The 17,905-nt window shown below is 66.6% G+C and carries 20 protein-coding genes; 11 read left to right on the forward strand and 9 right to left on the reverse strand.

Annotation, left to right across the window (positions count from 1 at the left end):
- Positions 1-597 (reverse strand): gamma-glutamyl kinase, encoded by a 597-nt coding sequence (locus tag CJ301_RS00205; protein ID WP_099273034.1) that lies wholly within the window; start codon positions 595-597, stop codon positions 1-3.
- Between the two features lie 175 nt (positions 598-772).
- On the opposite strand from CJ301_RS00205, the gene recA reads away from it, so the two are divergent.
- The 4 genes from recA to CJ301_RS00225 all read left to right on the forward strand — a co-directional run bounded on the left by recA (position 773) and on the right by CJ301_RS00225 (position 5,421).
- Positions 773-1,852, forward strand: coding sequence for a recombinase RecA (gene recA, locus CJ301_RS00210; RefSeq protein WP_099273036.1), 1,080 nt, complete (start codon positions 773-775; stop codon positions 1,850-1,852).
- Positions 1,853-1,991: 139 nt separating this feature from the next.
- Positions 1,992-4,670 (forward strand): alanine--tRNA ligase, encoded by a 2,679-nt coding sequence (gene alaS / locus CJ301_RS00215; RefSeq protein WP_099273038.1) that lies wholly within the window; start codon positions 1,992-1,994, stop codon positions 4,668-4,670.
- Positions 4,667-4,951, forward strand: a complete 285-nt coding sequence (locus tag CJ301_RS00220; RefSeq protein ID WP_099273040.1) for a DUF1330 domain-containing protein — start codon at positions 4,667-4,669, stop codon at positions 4,949-4,951. Before alaS ends, CJ301_RS00220 begins: the two co-directional genes overlap by 4 nt.
- An 89-nt stretch (positions 4,952-5,040) precedes the next feature.
- On the forward strand, positions 5,041-5,421 hold the full coding sequence (locus CJ301_RS00225) for an MOSC domain-containing protein (protein WP_099273042.1): 381 nt from the start codon (positions 5,041-5,043) through the stop codon (positions 5,419-5,421).
- A gap of 81 nt (positions 5,422-5,502) precedes the next feature.
- On the opposite strand, the gene typA is transcribed toward CJ301_RS00225, so the two are convergent.
- From typA to CJ301_RS00250, 5 genes are all read right to left on the reverse strand, one after another.
- Complete coding sequence (gene typA / locus CJ301_RS00230; RefSeq protein ID WP_099273044.1) at positions 5,503-7,320, reverse strand: translational GTPase TypA; 1,818 nt, start codon at positions 7,318-7,320, stop codon at positions 5,503-5,505.
- Positions 7,321-7,448: 128 nt separating this feature from the next.
- Positions 7,449-7,778: a DMT family transporter gene (locus tag CJ301_RS00235; RefSeq protein ID WP_099273046.1), complete on the reverse strand. Its 330-nt coding sequence runs from the start codon at positions 7,776-7,778 to the stop codon at positions 7,449-7,451.
- A gap of 11 nt (positions 7,779-7,789) precedes the next feature.
- Positions 7,790-8,401 (reverse strand): YitT family protein, encoded by a 612-nt coding sequence (locus CJ301_RS00240; RefSeq protein ID WP_099273048.1) that lies wholly within the window; start codon positions 8,399-8,401, stop codon positions 7,790-7,792.
- 40 nt (positions 8,402-8,441) lie between these two features.
- Positions 8,442-8,774, reverse strand: coding sequence for a hypothetical protein (locus CJ301_RS00245; protein WP_162620371.1), 333 nt, complete (start codon positions 8,772-8,774; stop codon positions 8,442-8,444).
- Positions 8,775-8,788: 14 nt separating this feature from the next.
- Entirely contained in the window at positions 8,789-10,000 is a 1,212-nt protein-coding gene (locus CJ301_RS00250) for an NADP-dependent isocitrate dehydrogenase (protein WP_099273052.1), read from the reverse strand.
- A gap of 136 nt (positions 10,001-10,136) precedes the next feature.
- Between CJ301_RS00250 and CJ301_RS00255 the strand changes: the two genes are divergently transcribed.
- Positions 10,137-10,529, forward strand: a complete 393-nt coding sequence (locus CJ301_RS00255) for a DUF4112 domain-containing protein (protein WP_099273054.1) — start codon at positions 10,137-10,139, stop codon at positions 10,527-10,529.
- A 42-nt stretch (positions 10,530-10,571) separates the two neighbouring features.
- Here CJ301_RS00255 and CJ301_RS00260 read toward each other — a convergent pair whose 3' ends face one another.
- Genes CJ301_RS00260 through CJ301_RS00270 form a run of 3 tightly spaced genes read right to left on the reverse strand, consistent with a single transcriptional unit; the run spans position 10,572 to position 12,018 of the window.
- Complete coding sequence (locus CJ301_RS00260) at positions 10,572-11,147, reverse strand: HD domain-containing protein (RefSeq protein ID WP_099273056.1); 576 nt, start codon at positions 11,145-11,147, stop codon at positions 10,572-10,574.
- Entirely contained in the window at positions 11,144-11,365 is a 222-nt protein-coding gene (locus CJ301_RS00265) for a hypothetical protein (RefSeq protein ID WP_099273058.1), read from the reverse strand. The genes CJ301_RS00260 and CJ301_RS00265 overlap by 4 nt, the downstream gene beginning before the upstream one ends.
- Positions 11,365-12,018, reverse strand: coding sequence for an alpha/beta hydrolase (locus CJ301_RS00270; protein WP_099273060.1), 654 nt, complete (start codon positions 12,016-12,018; stop codon positions 11,365-11,367). Before CJ301_RS00270 ends, CJ301_RS00265 begins: the two co-directional genes overlap by 1 nt.
- Positions 12,019-12,198: 180 nt before the next feature.
- On the opposite strand from CJ301_RS00270, the gene CJ301_RS00275 reads away from it, so the two are divergent.
- The 6 genes from CJ301_RS00275 to sufD are packed head-to-tail and all read left to right on the forward strand — an operon-like array spanning position 12,199 to position 17,904.
- Positions 12,199-12,657 (forward strand): Rrf2 family transcriptional regulator, encoded by a 459-nt coding sequence (locus tag CJ301_RS00275; RefSeq protein WP_099273062.1) that lies wholly within the window; start codon positions 12,199-12,201, stop codon positions 12,655-12,657.
- Positions 12,654-13,697: a cysteine desulfurase family protein gene (locus CJ301_RS00280; protein WP_099273064.1), complete on the forward strand. Its 1,044-nt coding sequence runs from the start codon at positions 12,654-12,656 to the stop codon at positions 13,695-13,697. Before CJ301_RS00275 ends, CJ301_RS00280 begins: the two co-directional genes overlap by 4 nt.
- Positions 13,698-13,716: 19 nt before the next feature.
- On the forward strand, positions 13,717-15,255 hold the full coding sequence (gene sufB, locus CJ301_RS00285; RefSeq protein ID WP_099273066.1) for a Fe-S cluster assembly protein SufB: 1,539 nt from the start codon (positions 13,717-13,719) through the stop codon (positions 15,253-15,255).
- Positions 15,255-15,848: a hypothetical protein gene (locus tag CJ301_RS00290; RefSeq protein ID WP_099273068.1), complete on the forward strand. Its 594-nt coding sequence runs from the start codon at positions 15,255-15,257 to the stop codon at positions 15,846-15,848. Before sufB ends, CJ301_RS00290 begins: the two co-directional genes overlap by 1 nt.
- 17 nt (positions 15,849-15,865) lie before the next feature.
- On the forward strand, positions 15,866-16,621 hold the full coding sequence (gene sufC / locus CJ301_RS00295) for a Fe-S cluster assembly ATPase SufC (RefSeq protein WP_099273070.1): 756 nt from the start codon (positions 15,866-15,868) through the stop codon (positions 16,619-16,621).
- Entirely contained in the window at positions 16,621-17,904 is a 1,284-nt protein-coding gene (sufD, locus tag CJ301_RS00300; RefSeq protein ID WP_099273072.1) for a Fe-S cluster assembly protein SufD, read from the forward strand. Before sufC ends, sufD begins: the two co-directional genes overlap by 1 nt.
- Position 17,905: the final 1 nt, after the last annotated feature.

Raw genomic sequence — 17,905 nt, forward strand, 5'->3', positions numbered from 1 at the left:
TCAGCCGCGCGCGGCCTGCCAGACCTCGAACTCGGCCGCGCGCTTGCGCCGCAGCTTCGAGGCGACATGATCGGGCAGCTCCATGGGATGCTTGGGCGAGACATTGAGCCGGGGCAGCTCGATCGTCGTGCCGAGCCGCTCTTCGAGAAAGGCCACGAGCCTGTCCATCGCCTCGTAGCGGAACAGGTGATCGACGCCGATGCTGCCCTCGCCGCAGCCGACGAAGCGCGCCTGGCTGCCGACCGAGGCATAGGGGGCGGGCTTGCCGCGCGCATATTGATCGACGAACTCCTCGAAGGGGACGTTGCGGGTGGAGTTGGCATGGCCCGCCAGATCGTCGCGCCGGCGGTAGCGCCACCAGCTGCCGAGCCAGTCCACCGGCTCGCGCACCGCGGCCACCGTCTCGAATCCCTCGCCGCCCGCCGCCTCGATCAGCGGCGTCACGAAGCGGCGGGTGCGGTAGAGCGGCGCATGCTTGATCTGCGGCGGATCGCGCAGCACCATCTGCGCGCGCGGGGCCAGCGCCCCCTCGATCGCGGTGGTGCCCGTCTTGGGCACCGCAAGAAGGATCAGGCGCTCTTTCCAGAATACCAGCATGACGCTCTCCGTGACGTGATCGCGCTAACCTTACATTAACCGCTTCGGAGGGAAATTGGGGTCAGGTTCCCCTTGCAATGTTCTCCTTATGGTCTCATATCTCCTGTAGTGAACAAGACATGAACGACGCAATGATTGCCGCCATGTGGCGGGTGTGGGATAAGGGTTGCGGACAATGGCAATGGCAGATCTTCTCCAGATGAGCGACAAGCGCACGGCAGACCGGCAAAAGGCGCTCGACAGCGCCCTGGCCCAGATCGAACGGCAGTTCGGCAAGGGCTCCATCATGAAGCTGGGGGGCGAGAACAGCTTCCCGGACATCGAAGCGACCTCCACCGGCTCGCTCGGGCTCGACATCGCGCTGGGCATCGGCGGCCTGCCCAAGGGGCGGATCATCGAGATCTACGGCCCCGAAAGCTCGGGCAAGACGACGCTGACGCTGCACGCGGTGGCCGAGGAGCAGAAGAAGGGCGGCGTCTGCGCCTTTGTCGACGCCGAGCACGCGCTCGACCCGCAATATGCGCGCAAGGTCGGCGTCAATCTCGACGAGCTCTTGATCTCGCAGCCCGACACCGGCGAGCAGGCGCTCGAGATCGTCGACACGCTGGTCCGCTCCGGCGCGGTCAGCATGGTCGTGGTCGATTCGGTCGCGGCGCTGACGCCGAAGTCCGAGCTCGAGGGCGACATGGGCGACAGCTCGGTCGGCGTGCATGCAAGGCTGATGAGCCAGGCGATGCGCAAGCTCACCGGCTCGATCTCGCGCTCGAACTGCATGGTCGTCTTCATCAACCAGATCAGGATGAAGATCGGCGTCATGTTCGGCTCGCCCGAAACGACGACCGGCGGCAACGCGCTCAAGTTCTACGCCTCCGTGCGCCTCGACATCCGCCGCATCGGCGCGATCAAGGATCGCGACGAGGTGGTCGGCAACTCGACCCGCGTGAAGGTCGTCAAGAACAAGGTCGCGCCGCCCTTCAAGCAGGTCGAGTTCGACATCATGTATGGCGAGGGCATCTCCAAGACCGGCGAGCTGCTCGACCTCGGCGTCAAGGCGGGCGTGGTGGACAAGTCGGGCTCGTGGTTCTCCTATGGCGACCAGCGGATCGGTCAGGGCCGCGAGAACGCCAAGACCTTCCTCAAGGAGAACAAGGAAATCGCCTCCGAGATCGAGGACAAGATCCGCGCCGCGCATGGGCTCGAATTCCTGATGTCCGACGATGACGGCGGCAGCGACGACAGCCTCGTCGACGGCTGATCCGCCGATCTACGGCGATCCGAGAGGGCCGGGGTGCGCATGCCCCGGCCCTTTTCCTGTCCGGAGCGTGAGCGCGTGGGACTTTACGCGCCCCATGGCCGGGGATAGGACGTCTACGCCGCGACCCGAAGGAGACGACATGACAAGCCTCGCCGATATCCGCTCCACATTCCTGGATTTCTACAAGCGGCAGGGGCACGCCGTGGTCTCCAGCTCGCCGCTGGTGCCGCGCAACGACCCGACCTTGATGTTCACCAATTCGGGCATGGTGCAGTTCAAGAACCTGTTCACCGGGGTCGAGACGCGCGATTACAGCCGCGCCACCACGGCGCAGAAATGCGTGCGCGCGGGCGGCAAGCACAACGATCTCGACAATGTGGGCTACACCGCGCGGCACCACACCTTCTTCGAGATGATGGGCAACTTCTCCTTCGGCGACTACTTCAAGGAAGAGGCGATCCGCTATTCCTGGGAGCTGCTGACCCGCGAGTTCGGCCTGAACCCCGACAAGCTGCTTGTCACGGTGTTCCACACCGATGACGAGGCGGCCGATCTGTGGAAGAAGATCGCGGGCCTGCCCGACGAGCGGATCATCCGCATCGCCACCTCGGACAATTTCTGGATGATGGGGCCGACCGGCCCCTGCGGCCCCTGCTCGGAGGTGTTCTACGACCACGGGCCCGAGATCTGGGGCGGCCCTCCGGGCTCTCCCGAAGAAGATGGCGACCGGTTCATCGAGATCTGGAACATCGTCTTCATGCAATACGAGCAGTTCGAGGACGGCACCCGCCGCGACCTCGACCAGCAGTCGATCGACACCGGCATGGGGCTGGAGCGGATCGGCGCGCTCTTGCAGGGCAAGCACGACAATTACGACACCGACCTGATGCGGTCGCTGATCGAGGCCTCGGCGCATGCCACCTCGTCCGACCCGGACGGTGACGGCAAGGTGCATCACCGCGTGGTGGCCGACCATCTGCGCTCGACCTCCTTCCTGATCGCCGATGGCGTCATGCCCTCGAACGAGGGGCGCGGCTACGTGCTGCGCCGGATCATGCGCCGCGCCATGCGCCACGCGCATCAGCTCGGTGCGCAGGACCCGCTGATGCACCGCCTCGTGCCGGCGCTGGTGCAGGAGATGGGCGCGGCCTACCCCGAGCTGGGACAGGCCCGCGCGCTGATCGAGGAGACGCTGCGCGCCGAGGAAACCCGCTTCCGCCAGACGCTCGACCGCGGCCTGCGGCTCTTGGACGACGAGCTGTCGGGCCTGCCCGAGGGCGCGGCGCTGCCCGGTCAGGCGGCGTTCAAGCTCTATGACACCTATGGCTTCCCGCTCGATCTCACGCAGGACGCGCTGCGCGAAAAGGGCCGCACCGTCGACACCGAGGGCTTCGACGCCGCCATGGCCGAGCAGAAGGCCAAGGCCCGCGCCGCATGGGCCGGTTCGGGCGAGGTGGCCGATGCCACCCATTGGTACGATTTGGCCGACCAGCACGGCGCAACCGAATTCCTCGGCTATGACACCGAGGAAGCCGAGGGCCAGATCCTCGCCGTTCTGACCGGCGCCGATCAGGTCGAGAAGGCCGATGAGGGCGCCAAGGTGAAGGTCGTGCTGAACCAGACGCCGTTTTACGGCGAAAGCGGCGGTCAGGTCGGCGACACCGGCACCATCCGCACCGAAACCGGCCTCGTGCGCGTCTCGGATTGCCGCCGCATCGCCGGGCTCTTCGTCCATGTGGGCGAGGTGACCGAGGGGCATGTGGCGCCGGGGCAGGGCGCGGAGCTGAAGGTCGATCACGATCGCCGCACCGGCATCCGGGCCAACCACTCGGCCACCCATCTGCTCAACGAGGCGCTGCGCGCCGCACTCGGCGATCACGTCGTACAGCGCGGCTCGCTCAACGCGCATGACCGGCTGCGCTTCGACTTCTCCCACGGCGCGGCGCTGACGGCGCAGGAGATCGAGAAGATCGAGGACGAGGTCAACGAGATGATCCGGCAGAACAGCCCGGTCGAGACCCGTGTGATGACCCCCGACGAGGCGCGCGCGCTTGGCGCGCAGGCGCTGTTCGGCGAGAAATACGGCGACGAGGTGCGCGTCGTCTCGATGGGCAAGCGCGACGGGTCGGGCAAGGGCCACGATCAGGCGACCTATTCGATCGAGCTGTGCGGCGGCACCCATGTGCGCCAGACCGGCGACATCGGCGCCTTCGTGCTTCTGGCCGACAGCGCGTCGTCTTCCGGCGTCCGCCGGGTCGAGGCGCTGACGGGCCGCGAGGCGCTGAAGCATCTGGCGCAGCAGGGGCAGACGCTGTCGGAAGTGGCGCAGGTGCTCAAGACGCCGGTGTCGGAGGTGCTCGACCGGGTGAAGGCGCTCTCCGAGGAGCGCCGCCGCCTCGCCAACGAGGTCGCCCAGCTCAAGCGCGACATCGCCATGGGCGGCGGCACGGGCGGCGCGGGCGCGCAGGCGGTCGAGGTCGGCGGCGTGAAGTTCCAGGGCCAGGTGCTCAAGGGCGTCACCGGCAAGGATCTCCCGGCGCTGATCGACCAGATCAAGGGGCAGATCGGCTCGGGCGCGGTGCTGCTCATCGCCGATACCGGCGGCAAGGCGGCGGTGGCCGCGGGCGTCACCGACGACCTGAAGGACAGGATCTCGGCGGTGGACCTCTTGCGCGCGGCGGTGGCCGAGCTGGGCGGCAAGGGCGGCGGCGGCCGCGCCGACATGGCGCAGGGCGGCGCGGCGAGCGCCGAGAACGCCGAAGCCGCGATCAAGGCCGCCGAAACGGTGTTGGCGCAGGCGCGGGAAGCCGCGCAATGAGCGCGCTCTGGATCGCCCATGTGAAGGTCACCGACGAGGCGGCCTACATGGAATATGCCAGCCGGGCGACGGGGGCGATCGCCGATCACGGCGGCGTCTTCCTCGTGCGCGGTGGGCCTTACGAGCAGCTCGAAGGGCCGGATCGCCCGCGCAACGTCGTCGCGCGCTTCCCGAGCCTTCAGGCGGCGCATGACTGCTACCACTCCGACGCCTACCAGGAGGCGCTGAGCTTCGCGAAGGGTGCCGCCGAGCGCGAGCTGGTGATCGTCGAGGAGGCCTGAGGCTGGAGACGGTCGCCAGCCTCACCTCGCGCTTTCCGCGCGCGGGCCGGGTCGAATGGATCGGCCTGCGCCCGGAGCGGCGGGGCGAAATGCGTGCCGTCGACAGCGTCGGGATCGAGGCAGACGGGCTGCAGGGCGATCATGCACGGCCCGGCAAGCGGGCGGTGACGCTGATCCAGGCCGAGCATCTGCCCGTCATAGCGGCCCTGAGCGGGCTGGATGCCGTCGCGCCCGAAACCCTGCGCCGCAATATCGTCGTTTCAGGATTGAACCTCACCGCCGCGCGGCATCGGCTGCTGCGGGTCGGCTCCGCCGTGCTGCGGTTTTCGGTGCCCTGCGCGCCCTGCTCGCGCATGGAGGCGGCGCTGGGGCCGGGGGGCTACAACGCGATGCGCGGCCATGGCGGCTGGTGCATGGAGGTGGTCGAGCCGGGGCGGGCCGGTCTGGGCGATGCGGTTGGCGTGGACTGAGCCCAAAGCGCCCGAGAGGGAAACGGAACGAAAAACGCCCGGTCGTTGCGACCGGGCGTTTTCATGTCATGCGCCGAAAGATCAGCTGGCGCGGGCCTGCCGCTTGCGCTCATGCGGATCGAGATAGCGCTTGCGCAGGCGGATCGCGTTCGGCGTCACCTCGACAAGCTCGTCATCGTCGATATAGGCGATGGCCTGCTCGAGGCTCAGCTCGACGGGCGGCGTCAGGCGCACGGCTTCGTCGGTGCCCGAGGCGCGGACGTTGGTGAGCTTCTTGCCCTTGAGCGGGTTCACCTCGAGATCGTTGTCGCGGCTGTGCTCGCCGATGATCATGCCCTCGTAGACGGCGGCCTGCGGATGCACGAACATCTTGCCGCGATCCTCGAGGTTCCACAGCGCGAAGGCGACCGTGGTGCCGTTTTCCATCGAGATCAGGACGCCCTGGCGGCGGCCCTGGATCGGGCCCTTGTGCGGGGTCCAGCCATGAAAGATCCGGTTGAGAACGCCCGAGCCGCGCGTGTCGGTCAGGAATTCGCCGTGATAGCCGATCAGCCCGCGCGAGGGGACATGCGCGATGATCCGGGTCTTGCCGGCGCCGGCGGGCTTCATCTCGACGAGATCGCCCTTGCGCGCGCCGGTGAGCTTTTCGACCACGGCGCCGGTGTATTCGTCATCGACGTCGATGGTGACTTCCTCGACCGGCTCCATGCGGACGCCGTCCTCTTCCTTGAAGATCACCTGCGGACGCGAGATCGACAGCTCGAAGCCCTCGCGGCGCATGTTCTCGATCAAGACGCCCATCTGCAATTCGCCCCGGCCCGACACCTCGAAGGCGTCGCCGCCCGGCGTGTCGTCGATGCGGATCGCGACGTTCGATTCGGCCTCTTTCATCAGGCGCTCGCGGATCACGCGGGACTGCACCTTCTTGCCGTCGCGACCGGCGAGCGGGCTGTCATTGATGCCGAAGGTCACGGTGATGGTCGGCGGGTCGATCGGCTGGGCGGGGATCGGCTCCTCGACCGAGAGGTCGCAGATCGTGTCGGCCACGGTGGCCTTGGCCATGCCCGCCAGCGTCACGATGTCGCCGGCCTCGGCGACCTCGATCGGCTGCTGGCCCAGCCCGCGGAAGGCGAGGATCTTCGAGACGCGGAACTGCTCGATCTTGTCGCCCTTGCGCGACAGCGCCTTGACGGTCTCGTTGGCCTTGAGCGTGCCGCTCTCGACCCGGCCCGTCAGGATCCGGCCCAGGAAGGGGTCGGCCGAGAGGGTGGTCGCCAGCATGCGGAAGGGCTCGTCCTTGGCCTGCTGCTGCTTGGGCGCGGGCACGTGCTTGACGATCAGGTCGAACAGCGCGGTCAGGTCCTTGCGCGGCCCGTCGAGCTCCATGTCGGCCCAGCCGGAGCGGCCCGAGGCATACATCGCCGGGAAATCGAGCTGCTCTTCGTCGGCGTCGAGATTGGCGAAGAGATCGAAGCATTCGTCGAGCGCGCGGTCGGGCTCGGCGTCGGGCTTGTCGACCTTGTTGAGCACCACGATCGGCTTGAGCCCCAGAGCCAGCGCCTTGGAGGTCACGAACTTGGTCTGCGGCATCGGGCCTTCGGCGGCATCGACCAGCAGCACCACGCCATCGACCATCGACAGGATCCGCTCGACCTCGCCGCCGAAATCGGCGTGACCGGGGGTGTCGACGATGTTGATGCGGGTGTCGCCCCACTCGACCGAGGTCGCCTTGGCGAGGATGGTGATCCCGCGCTCGCGCTCGATGTCGTTGCTGTCCATGGCGCGCTCGGACACGGCCTGGTTTTCGCGGAAGGCGCCGGACTGTTTCAGCAGCTCGTCCACCAGCGTCGTCTTGCCATGGTCAACGTGCGCGATGATCGCGATGTTGCGGATATCCATTCAATTCACTCTTTCAGGGGTCAGCGCGCCTTTACAGCAAAACCCCGCCCGTGGCTAGTCTTGTCGCCGCGATGCGGCGTCAAGGCGGGTTTGCGCTCAGCGGGGCGCTGCCTGCGCCAAGGCGGCGCTCAATGCGGGTTGTTGCCCGAAAAGACGTTGATCACCACGATGCCCGACAGGATCAGCGACATGCCGACGAGTGCTGCCGTGTCGAGCTTCTGGCCGAACAGGCTCCAGCCGATCGCGGCGATGAGCACGATCCCGAGCCCCGCCCAGATCGCATAGGCGATGCCCACCGGGATCTCGCGCAGGGCCATCGATAGAAGGTAGAACGAGAGGCAGTAGCCCAGCACCGCGACCAGCGAGGGGCCGAGCCGGGTGAATTGCTGGCTGGCATGCAGCGCGGTTGTGCCGATGGTTTCGCAGACGATGGCGAAGAACAGGACGATCCAGGGCATGACGCGGCACCTCAGGTGGCGATATAGCGGTCGCGGCGATGATTGAAGGCGATCACCATGTTGAGGATCGCGGCGCCGAGAAGCGACCACAGAACGACGGGAAGGTCAAACAGCGCGAGCGCGGTGGTGAAGATCACCGCATCCGCCGCAAGCTGCACATAGCCCGCGCGAAAGCCGTAGCGGTCCTGCACGATCAGCGCGACGATGCCGAGGCCGCCGAGGCTGCCATTGTGGCGAAACATGCCCAGAAGCCCGAGCCCGACCAGAACGCCGAAGATCACCGCGCCGAGCCACGGGTCGAGATGCGCGATGGTGAACTGGCCGGGCAGGGCCTCGGTCACGAGCGACAGGAGCGTCACCGAGATCACCGATTTGACCGTGAACTCCGGCCCGAGCCGGAGCCAGGCCAGCCAGTAGAAGGGCAGGTTGACCACGAAGAACACCGCGCCGAAGGACCAGCCGGTGAGATAGGAGATGATCACCGCCACCCCCGCCGTCTGCCCGGTGATCAGCCCGACATGGGTGAGCACGTGAATCCCGAGGCTGCAGGCGAAGATGCCGATGCTCAGGCCCTGAAGATCCTCCAGGGCGGAATGGCGGGTGGGGCTGGAGGTGCTGCGCATGGGCGCCACTTAGGGCAGGAAGCCTGACCTGTCCAGCGGCTCAGCTGCCGCGCAGCCGCGGCGGAAGCTCGCAGCCCCAGACCGTCGCGCCGGGAATGAAGCGGTGCGGCAGCTCGACGGGCAGGTTGGGGATCTCGCAGGCATGGAACGGCCCGCGCGCGTCGCGCGGCAGGGCGCGGCCGGGCGGCAGCCAGATCCGGCCCCGGCCGGTCTCGGACTGAACCACCAGATCCATGTCGCACCGGTTGGTGCGCTGCGACGAAATGCAGTGATCGGCGGTGGGAAGCCGTTCGGGCGCCATGCGGTCGCGCGCCACGGGGACGAGAACGGCGGCCCCGATGAGGGCCGCCGCGATCAGCTTGAACTTGCGCATCAGGCGCATGGCGCTCAGGCGAGCGACTTGTTGAGATACTCGTCGATCTTCTCGAGGAAGCCCATGGTGGTGAGCCACTTCTGATCGGGGCCGACCAGAAGCGCGAGGTCCTTGGTCATGTGACCGTCCTCGACCGCCTGCACCGTGACCTTCTCGAGCGTCTCGGCGAAGGTCTTGAGCTGCTCGTTGCCGTCGAGCTTGGCGCGGTGCTTGAGGCCGCCGGTCCAGGCATAGATCGAGGCGATCGAGTTGGTGGAGGTCTGCTCGCCGCGCTGGTGCTGGCGGTAGTGGCGCGTCACGGTGCCATGCGCCGCCTCGGCCTCGACGATCTTGCCGTCCGGCGTCATCAGCTGCGAGGTCATCAGGCCCAAGCTACCGAAGCCCTGCGCTACGGTATCGGACTGCACGTCGCCATCGTAGTTCTTGCAGGCCCAGACATAACCGCCCGACCACTTCATCGCCGCGGCGACCATGTCGTCGATCAGGCGGTGCTCGTAGGTGATGCCCTTCTTCTTGAACTCCTCGGCGAATTCGGCGTCGAACACCTCCTGGAACAGGTCCTTGAAGCGGCCGTCATAAGCCTTCATGATCGTGTTCTTGGTCGACAGGTAGACCGGCCAGCCGCGGGCGAGACCGTAGTTCATCGAGGCGCGGGCGAAGTCGCGGATCGAATCGTCGAGGTTGTACATCGCCATGGTGACGCCGGAGGAGGGCGCGTCGAACACCTCCTTCTCGATGGTCTCGCCATCCTCGCCGACGAACTTGATCGTCAGCTTGCCCTTGCCGGGGAAGCGGAAATCGGTGGCGCGGTACTGGTCGCCAAAGGCGTGACGGCCGACGACGATCGGCTGGGTCCAGCCCGGAACGAGGCGCGGCACGTTGCGGCAGATGATCGGCTCACGGAAGATCACGCCGCCGAGGATGTTGCGGATCGTGCCGTTGGGCGAACGGTACATCCGCTTGAGGCCGAATTCCTCGACGCGGGCCTCGTCGGGGGTGATCGTCGCGCATTTGACGCCGACACCGTATTTCTGGATCGCATGCGCCGCGTCGACCGTGATCTGGTCGTCGGTCTCGTCGCGCGCTTCGATGCCGAGATCGTAATATTTCAGGTCGACATCGAGATAGGGCAGGATCAGCTTTTGCTTGATGAAGTCCCAGATGATCCGGGTCATCTCGTCGCCGTCGAGCTCGACGATCGGATTTTCGACTTTGATCTTGGTCACGGGGGCCTCCGCGTTGATTATACTGTCTCGGGGCGGGGCATAGCGCGTCTCGCGCCGGTTTGGAAGGCGGCATACACTCGTATACGGTCGAACTTCGGCGCGCCTCGCGGGTTGTGGCCGCGAAAGGAGCCAGATCATGCCGAAGGACACCACAGGACGCATCCGCCACGCCGAGGAGCTGGCCCGGCTCGACCGGCTGGCCCATATGCTCGACGCGCGGTTCAAGCTGTTCGGCTTCCGCTTCGGCTATGACAGCCTGCTCGGGCTGATCCCCGGCATCGGCGACACCATCACGCTCGCGCCCTCGGCCTGGCTGGTCTGGCGCGCGCACCAGCTTGGCCTGCCCAAGGCCAAGATCGGCAAGATGGCGATGAATACCGGGGTCGATTACGTCGTCGGCTCCATCCCGGTGATCGGCGACCTGATCGATTTCGGCTTCAAGGCGAACCTGCGCAACGCGGCGATCCTGCGCGAGCATCTGGAAATGGATGCGGCGACGGGGGCGCACGATGTGACGCCGCGCCGATGAGGACAGGTCGGGATTTGCGTATTTGAAGAAAGATGAAGGGGATCAGCGCCCGGCGAACCAGGCGTTGATCCTGTCGGACAGGCCCGACCAGAGCGCCGGCGCGCCGCGCGAGACCTTGGTGCCGACGCGGGTTTCGAGCTGTTCGGGCGTGACGTTGTATTCGGGCCAAGTGCCGCCGCCCGAAGCGAGGTTCGACAAGACGGGCTGCACCCGGTCGATCGACTTGGCAAAGACCGCGTCGTCACTCTCGGCCGCCTCGAACTCCTCCCAGATCGCGCGCAGGCCGTCGCGCTGATCGGCGGGCAGCAGGCCGAAGATCCGGTCGGCGGCGGCCTGCTCGCGGGCCTCCTGCTCGGCCGGGTCGTGATCGCCATGGATCGGCGTGTCGCCCGCGTCGATCTCGACGAGGTCGTGCAGCAGGAGCATCGTCAGGACGCGGGAGACATCGACGGGGCGCGCGGCGTGCTCGGCCAGCACCAGCGCATGCAGCATGACGTGCCAGCTGTGCTCGGCCGAGTTCTCGCGGCGCGAGGCGTCGTGCAGCGTCGTGGCGCGCAGCACGGATTTGAGGCGGTCGGCCTCGGTGAGGAAGGCAAGCTGCGCGTCGAGCCGGCTCACGCGGCGGGGCCCTGCCTGAGCCGTTCTTCGAGCAGGCGGCGCGCGCGCTGCTCGGCGAGCCGGACGCGCACCGCGGTCAGGAACGCCTCCTGCGTCGTGGTCGAGGAAGCGCCGAGCGCCTCCGACACCTCGGAAATCACCCCCTCGTCGCCGAGCCTTTCGGCGGCGGCGATGGCGTCGCGCGCCAGCGCGTCGGCGAGATCCTCGGTGATGCCCATCAGCGGGTGTTCTCGGTCAGCCGGCGGCCGACATAGCCCTTCACCGAGCCGACCAGCGTGTCCATGTGCGGGTCCTCGAAGAAATGCCCCGCGCCATCGACCACCTCGTGGGTGATGGTGATGCCCTTCTGCTCGTGCAGCTTGTTGACGAGGCCCACCGTGTCGGCGGGCGGCGCCACGCGGTCGGCCGAGCCGTTGATGATCAGGCCAGAGGAAGGGCAGGGCGCGAGGAAGGAGAAGTCGTACATGTTGGCCAGCGGCGCGACCGAGACGAAGCCGGTGATCTCGGGGCGGCGCATCAGAAGCTGCATGCCGATCCACGCGCCGAAGGAGAAGCCCGCGACCCAGCAATGCTTGGCGTTGTTGTTCATCGACTGCAGGTAGTCGAGCGCCGAGGCGGCATCGCTGAGCTCGCCCACGCCCTGGTCGTATTCGCCCTGGCTGCGGCCGACGCCCCGGAAGTTGAAGCGCAGCACCGTGAAGCCCATCTCGTAGAAGGCGTAATGCAGGTTGTAGACGACCCGGTTGTTCATCGTGCCGCCGAACTGCGGATGCGGATGCAGCACGATGGCGATCGGCGCATCGCGGTCCTTTTGCGGGTGATAGCGGCCTTCGAGCCGGCCTTCGGGACCGGGGAAGATGACTTCGGGCATGGACGTCCCTTGCGGCTGCGGCGCGTGAGACAGTTTCTTGACAGAAATGCTCCAGCACCTTAGAACGGTTCTAACTCCGAGGGCCAAGGCATCGGAGCGGCTGCAGGGGAATTAACCAGACCCCCTCGCGGCGTCAATGAGAATGGCCCCTTGCCGGGCTTCGAGCGGGGTGCATGAGCGATGAAGCTGTCGACCAAGGGGCGTTATGCCATGGTGGCGCTGGCCGATCTGGCGCTGCAGCCGCAGGGGTCCTTGGTGACGCTGGGCGAAATCTCCAAGCGCCAGGACGTCTCCTTGCCCTATCTCGAACAGCTCTTCGTCAAGCTGCGGCGCGAGGGGCTCGTGGAGAGCGTGCGCGGTCCGGGCGGCGGCTACCGCCTCGCGCGGCCCGCCGCAGAGATCCGCGTGGCCGAGATCCTCGGTGCCGTGGATGAGACGGTGAGCGCCATGCACAAGGGCGCGGGCGTCTCGGGCGGGGCCTCGGGCAGCCGTGCGCAATCGCTGACCAACCGGCTGTGGGAGGGGCTTTCGGCGCATGTCTACGTCTTCCTGCATCAGACGCGGCTGTCGGACGTGATCGGCAACAGCCTGGTGCCGTGCCCCGCCGTGCCGAACCTGTTCCAGGTGGTGGACGAATGAGCCGGATCTATCTCGACCACAACGCCACGGCACCGCTGCGGGCGCAGGCGCGCGAGGCGATGATCGCGGCGATGGAGGTGACGGGCAACCCGTCCTCGGTCCATGCCGAAGGCCGCGCCGCCAAGGCCATCATCGAACGCGCCCGCGCCGATATTGCCGAAGCCGCGGGCGCCGCGAGCGCCGATATCGTCTTCGTATCGGGCGCGACCGAGGCTTCGGCGCTGGCGCTCGAAGGCCGCGGGCTCGACGGGGCGGCGATCGAACATGATGCCGTCGCGGCATGGGTGTCGGACGCGCTGCCGGTCGATGCCGAGGGGCGTGTGACCGTGGCCGATCCGGGCCGGTCGGTGCTGCAATTGGCCAATTCCGAGACCGGGGTGATCCAGGATCTGCCCTCGGGGCTGGCCTGCTCGGACATCACCCAGGGCTTCGGACGGGTCCCCTTCGCCTTCGACTGGTCGGGGCTCGACATGGCGATCCTCTCGGCCCACAAGTTCGGCGGGCCCAAAGGCGTGGGCGCTCTGATCCTCAGGCGCGGCACCGATCTCGCCGCCCGGATCAGGGGCGGCGGACAGGAGATGGGCCGCCGCGCGGGCACCGAGAACGTGATCGGCATCGCCGGGATGGCGGCGGCGGCCAGGGCCGCGCAGCGCGATCTCGAAGACGGGGTCTGGGACAGGGTGGAAACTCTGCGCGACATGATGGAGAGGGCGGTGGAATCCGCGGCCTCAGATCTTATCTTTGCGGGCAGGGGGGCGGCACGGCTGCCCAATACGAGCTGCTTCGCGGCGCGAGGCTGGAAGGGCGAGACGCAGGTGATGGCGATGGATCTCGCCGGCATCGCGATCTCGGCCGGTTCGGCCTGTTCGAGCGGCAAGGTGCGCGCCAGCCGCGTGCTGACCGCCATGGGATACGACAGCGATGTGGCGCAATCCGCGATCCGCGTCTCGCTGGGAGTGGAAACGACCGAGGACCAGGTGCTGCGTTTCGCACAAGCCTGGGGCTCGGCCTACAGGAAAATGCGCGCCCGCGCGGCGTGAGTGGAAAAAGGAGACCGTCATGGCGATCCTCGAACAGGACATGACCAAGGAAGCCAAGGAAGGCGTCGATCAGGAGACCGTCGATGCCGTGGCGAAGCTGTCGGGCGCCTACAAGCACGGCTGGAACACCGAGATCGAGATGGATTACGCCCCCAAGGGCGTGAACCCCGACATCGTCAAGCTGATCTCGGAGAAGAACGAAGAGCCCGAGTGGATGACCGAATGGCGTCTGCAGGCCTTCGCGCGCTGGGAAAAGCTCGACGAGCCGAGCTGGGCGATGGTGAATTACGAGAAGATCGACTTCCAGGACATCTACTACTATGCCCGTCCCAAGAGCATGGAAGTGAAGCCCAAATCTCTCGATGAGGTCGATCCCAAGCTTCTGGAAACCTACAAGAAGCTCGGCATCCCGCTGAAGGAGCAGATGATCCTCGCCGGTGTCGAGGGCGCGGAGAACGCCGCCCCCGCCGATGGCGAGCGCAAGGTCGCCGTCGACGCGGTGTTCGACAGCGTTTCCGTGGGCACGACCTTTCAGGAAGAGCTGAAGAAGGCGGGCGTGATCTTCTGCTCGATCTCCGAGGCGATCCGCGAGCATCCCGAGCTGGTCAAGAAGTATCTCGGCACCGTGGTGCCGCAATCCGACAACTTCTACGCTACGCTGAACTCGGCCGTCTTCTCGGATGGCTCCTTCGTCTACGTGCCGCCGGGCGTGCGCTGCCCGATGGAACTCAGCACCTATTTCCGCATCAACGCCGAGAACACCGGCCAGTTCGAGCGGACGCTGATCATCGCCGACAAGGGCTCCTATGTGAGCTATCTCGAAGGCTGCACCGCCCCCAAGCGCGACACCGCGCAGCTGCATGCGGCCGTGGTCGAGATCGTCGTCGAGGAAGACGCCGAGGTGAAGTATTCCACGGTGCAGAACTGGTATCCGGGCGACGAGGACGGGAAGGGCGGCATCTACAACTTCGTCACCAAGCGCGCCGATTGCCGCGGCGACCGGGCCAAGGTGATGTGGACGCAAGTGGAAACCGGCTCCGCGGTAACGTGGAAGTATCCCTCCTGCATCCTGCGGGGCGATGACAGCCAGGGCGAGTTCTACTCCATCGCCATCGCCAACAACCACCAGCAGGCCGACACCGGCACCAAGATGGTCCATCTGGGCAAGCGCACCAAGTCGCGCATCGTCTCCAAGGGCATCTCGGCGGGGCAGGCGCAGAACACCTATCGCGGTCTCGTCTCGATGCACCCCAAGGCCAAGGAAAGCCGCAACTACACCCAGTGCGACAGCCTTCTGATCGGCGACAAATGCGGGGCGCACACCGTCCCCTATATCGAGGTCAAGAACAACTCGTCCCGCGTCGAGCACGAGGCGACCACCTCGAAGGTCGATGACGAGCAGCTCTTCTACTGCCGCCAGCGCGGCATGGACGAGGAAGAGGCGGTGGCCCTCGTGGTCAACGGCTTCTGCAAGGAGGTGCTGCAGGCGCTGCCGATGGAGTTCGCCATGGAAGCGCAAAGCCTCGTCGCGATCTCGCTCGAAGGCTCGGTCGGCTGATGGATCAGGTCGCGCCCCCGGATTTCGCCTTTCCCGAGGCGGAGGCCGCCGCGCTCGGCGCGGCCTATGAGGGTGCGACCACGATCTTGGAGTACGGCTCCGGCGGATCGACCGCGATGGCGGCGCTGCTGCCGGGCCGGACCGTCTTTGCCGTCGAGAGCGACCGCGCCTTCATCGCGCGGCTGCGCCGCTGGTTCGAAGCCTGCCCGCCCGAGGCCACGGTGCATCTGCACCACGGCGATATCGGCCCCACGGGCAAGTGGGGCCAGCCGGCGGACGAGGCGGCGACATGGCGGCGGTTTCACCGCTACCCAACATCCGTCTGGGACCGGGACGATTTCGTCCACCCCGACGTGGTGCTGGTCGATGGCCGGTTTCGCGCGGCCTGTTTTCTGACCACGCTGTTCCGGATCACCCGTCCGGTGCGGCTGTTCTTCGACGATTATGCCGGGCGGCCGATCTATCACGAGGTCGAACGCTACGGCGCTCCGGTGGCGATGCATGGCCGCATGGCCGAATTCGCCCTCGACCCAACACCGATCCCGTCAGCCGATCTGACGTGGATTCTAGAGACATTCACCCGCAGGAAGTGATGCGGAAGGAGAAATAGATGCTGAACATCAAGGGCCTGAAGGTCAAACTTGAAGAAGAGGACAAGCAGATCCTGAAGGGCGTCGACCTCGAGGTCGGCGCGGGCCAGGTGCATGCGATCATGGGGCCGAACGGCTCGGGCAAGTCGACGCTCTCCTATGTTCTGTCGGGCCGCGACGGCTACGAGGTGACCGAGGGCGAAGCCTCGCTCGACGGTGTCGATCTTCTGGACATGGACCCCGAGGAGCGCGCCGCCGAGGGCCTTTTCCTGGCGTTCCAATACCCGGTCGAGATCCCCGGTGTCGGCAACATGACCTTCCTGCGCACCGCCTACAACGCGCAGCGCAAGGCGCGCGGCGAGGAGGAGGCCTCGGCGGCCGAATTCCTCAAGATCGTGCGCGAGAAGGCCAAGGATCTGAAGATCGACGCCGAGATGCTCAAGCGCCCGGTCAATGTCGGCTTTTCGGGCGGCGAGAAGAAGCGCAACGAGATCCTGCAGATGGCGGTGCTCGAGCCCAAGATGTGCATCCTCGACGAGACCGATTCCGGCCTCGACGTCGACGCGATGAAGCTCGTCTCCGACGGCGTGAACGCGCTGCGCAGCGAAGGGCGGAGCTTCCTCGTCATCACCCACTACCAGCGTCTGCTTGACCACATCACGCCCGACGTGGTGCACATCATGGCCAATGGCCGCATCGTGAAGTCGGGCGGGCCGGAGCTGGCGCTCGAGGTCGAGAAGAACGGCTATGCCGACCTGATGGACGAGGTGCAGTAATGGCGCTTGCACAAGCGAAATCCGACGCCACCGAGGCGCGTCTTTCGGGGCTCACCATCCCCGAAGGCGGCGCGGCTTGGGCGCGCGAGGCGCGGCATGACGCGCTCAACCGGCTGCAGGGCATGGGCCTGCCATATCGGCGCGACGAATACTGGCGCTTCACCAACCCCGCCGAGTTCCTGACCCAAGAGACCCCGCGCGCCGAGATCGCGCTCGACGCGCCGGGCTTCGAGGGGACCGAAGTGCTGCGCGTCGTCTTCACCGACGGCGTGTTCGATGCCGAGGCTTCCGACGCGCTCGAACAGGACGGGCTGGAGATCGAGCGTTTCTCCGAGGCCGTGACCAAGGACATCCATTGGGTCAAGGGCTTGCTGGGCGTTCTTGAGACGGCGGGGCAGAACCGCGTCGACCGTCCGCTGGCGATCTTCAACACCGCCTTCGCCGAGGACGGTCTCGTGCTGCGCGCGACGGGCAAGGTCGGCAAGCCGGTGCATGTCGAGTATCGCCGCTCGAACGAAACCGCCGAAGCGGTGCTGCGCCACATGGTGCGGGTCGAGGACGGGGCCGAGCTGACGCTGCTCGAAAGCGGTGTCGGCGCCTCGCGGCTCAACACCGGCATGGAAGTGGACATCGCCGACAATGGCGCGTTCCACCACGTGCGCATGCAGGGCCGCGACCACGAGCGCCGCGCCGCCACCCATGTCTTCGCGCGGCTCGGGCAGGAAAGCACCTTCAAGAGCTTCACCCTGTCGCTCAACGGCATGATGACCCGCAACGAGGTGATCATCACGCTCAAGGGCGACGACGCGGTGGCGCATGTGGCGGGGGCCGCGCTTGGCGACGGGCGCGATTTCCACCATGACGACACGGTCTTCGTTACCCATGACGCGGTGAATTGCGAAAGCCGGCAGGTCTTCAAGAAGGTGCTCCGCAACGGCGCGACCGGCGTGTTCCAGGGCAAGATCCTGGTCGAGCCCGACGCGCAGAAGACCGATGGCTACCAGATCAGCCAGTCGCTGCTGCTGGACGAGGACGCCAATTTCCTCGCCAAGCCGGAGCTGGAGATCTATGCCGACGACGTGCAATGCTCGCACGGCTCGACCTCGGGCGCGATCGACGAGACGGCGCTGTTCTACCTCAAGTCGCGCGGCATCCCCGAGGACAAGGCGCAGGACCTGCTGGTGCTGGCCTTCGTCGCCGAGGCGCTGGCCGAGATCGAGGATGAAGAGCTGGCCGAGACGCTGCGCGAGCAGCTCGCGGGCTGGCTCGAGCGGCGCCGCTGAG

This window comes from Limimaricola cinnabarinus, from assembly GCF_002723615.1.
Classification (GTDB): domain Bacteria; phylum Pseudomonadota; class Alphaproteobacteria; order Rhodobacterales; family Rhodobacteraceae; genus Limimaricola; species Limimaricola cinnabarinus_B.

Excerpts from the sequence above, each read along its gene's own strand:
- CJ301_RS00205 (WP_099273034.1), bottom strand. The coding sequence starts at position 597 with ATGCTGGTATTCTGGAAAGAGCGCCTGATCCTTCTTGCGGTGCCCAAG.
- recA (WP_099273036.1), top strand. The coding sequence starts at position 773 with ATGGCAATGGCAGATCTTCTCCAGATGAGCGACAAGCGCACGGCAGAC.
- alaS (WP_099273038.1), top strand. The coding sequence starts at position 1,992 with ATGACAAGCCTCGCCGATATCCGCTCCACATTCCTGGATTTCTACAAG.
- CJ301_RS00220 (WP_099273040.1), top strand. The coding sequence starts at position 4,667 with ATGAGCGCGCTCTGGATCGCCCATGTGAAGGTCACCGACGAGGCGGCC.
- CJ301_RS00225 (WP_099273042.1), top strand. The coding sequence starts at position 5,041 with ATGCGTGCCGTCGACAGCGTCGGGATCGAGGCAGACGGGCTGCAGGGC.
- typA (WP_099273044.1), bottom strand. The coding sequence starts at position 7,320 with ATGGATATCCGCAACATCGCGATCATCGCGCACGTTGACCATGGCAAG.
- CJ301_RS00235 (WP_099273046.1), bottom strand. The coding sequence starts at position 7,778 with ATGCCCTGGATCGTCCTGTTCTTCGCCATCGTCTGCGAAACCATCGGC.
- CJ301_RS00240 (WP_099273048.1), bottom strand. The coding sequence starts at position 8,401 with ATGCGCAGCACCTCCAGCCCCACCCGCCATTCCGCCCTGGAGGATCTT.
- CJ301_RS00245 (WP_162620371.1), bottom strand. The coding sequence starts at position 8,774 with ATGCGCAAGTTCAAGCTGATCGCGGCGGCCCTCATCGGGGCCGCCGTT.
- CJ301_RS00255 (WP_099273054.1), top strand. The coding sequence starts at position 10,137 with ATGCCGAAGGACACCACAGGACGCATCCGCCACGCCGAGGAGCTGGCC.
- CJ301_RS00265 (WP_099273058.1), bottom strand. The coding sequence starts at position 11,365 with ATGGGCATCACCGAGGATCTCGCCGACGCGCTGGCGCGCGACGCCATC.
- CJ301_RS00270 (WP_099273060.1), bottom strand. The coding sequence starts at position 12,018 with ATGCCCGAAGTCATCTTCCCCGGTCCCGAAGGCCGGCTCGAAGGCCGC.
- CJ301_RS00275 (WP_099273062.1), top strand. The coding sequence starts at position 12,199 with ATGAAGCTGTCGACCAAGGGGCGTTATGCCATGGTGGCGCTGGCCGAT.
- CJ301_RS00280 (WP_099273064.1), top strand. The coding sequence starts at position 12,654 with ATGAGCCGGATCTATCTCGACCACAACGCCACGGCACCGCTGCGGGCG.
- sufB (WP_099273066.1), top strand. The coding sequence starts at position 13,717 with ATGGCGATCCTCGAACAGGACATGACCAAGGAAGCCAAGGAAGGCGTC.
- CJ301_RS00290 (WP_099273068.1), top strand. The coding sequence starts at position 15,255 with ATGGATCAGGTCGCGCCCCCGGATTTCGCCTTTCCCGAGGCGGAGGCC.
- sufC (WP_099273070.1), top strand. The coding sequence starts at position 15,866 with ATGCTGAACATCAAGGGCCTGAAGGTCAAACTTGAAGAAGAGGACAAG.
- sufD (WP_099273072.1), top strand. The coding sequence starts at position 16,621 with ATGGCGCTTGCACAAGCGAAATCCGACGCCACCGAGGCGCGTCTTTCG.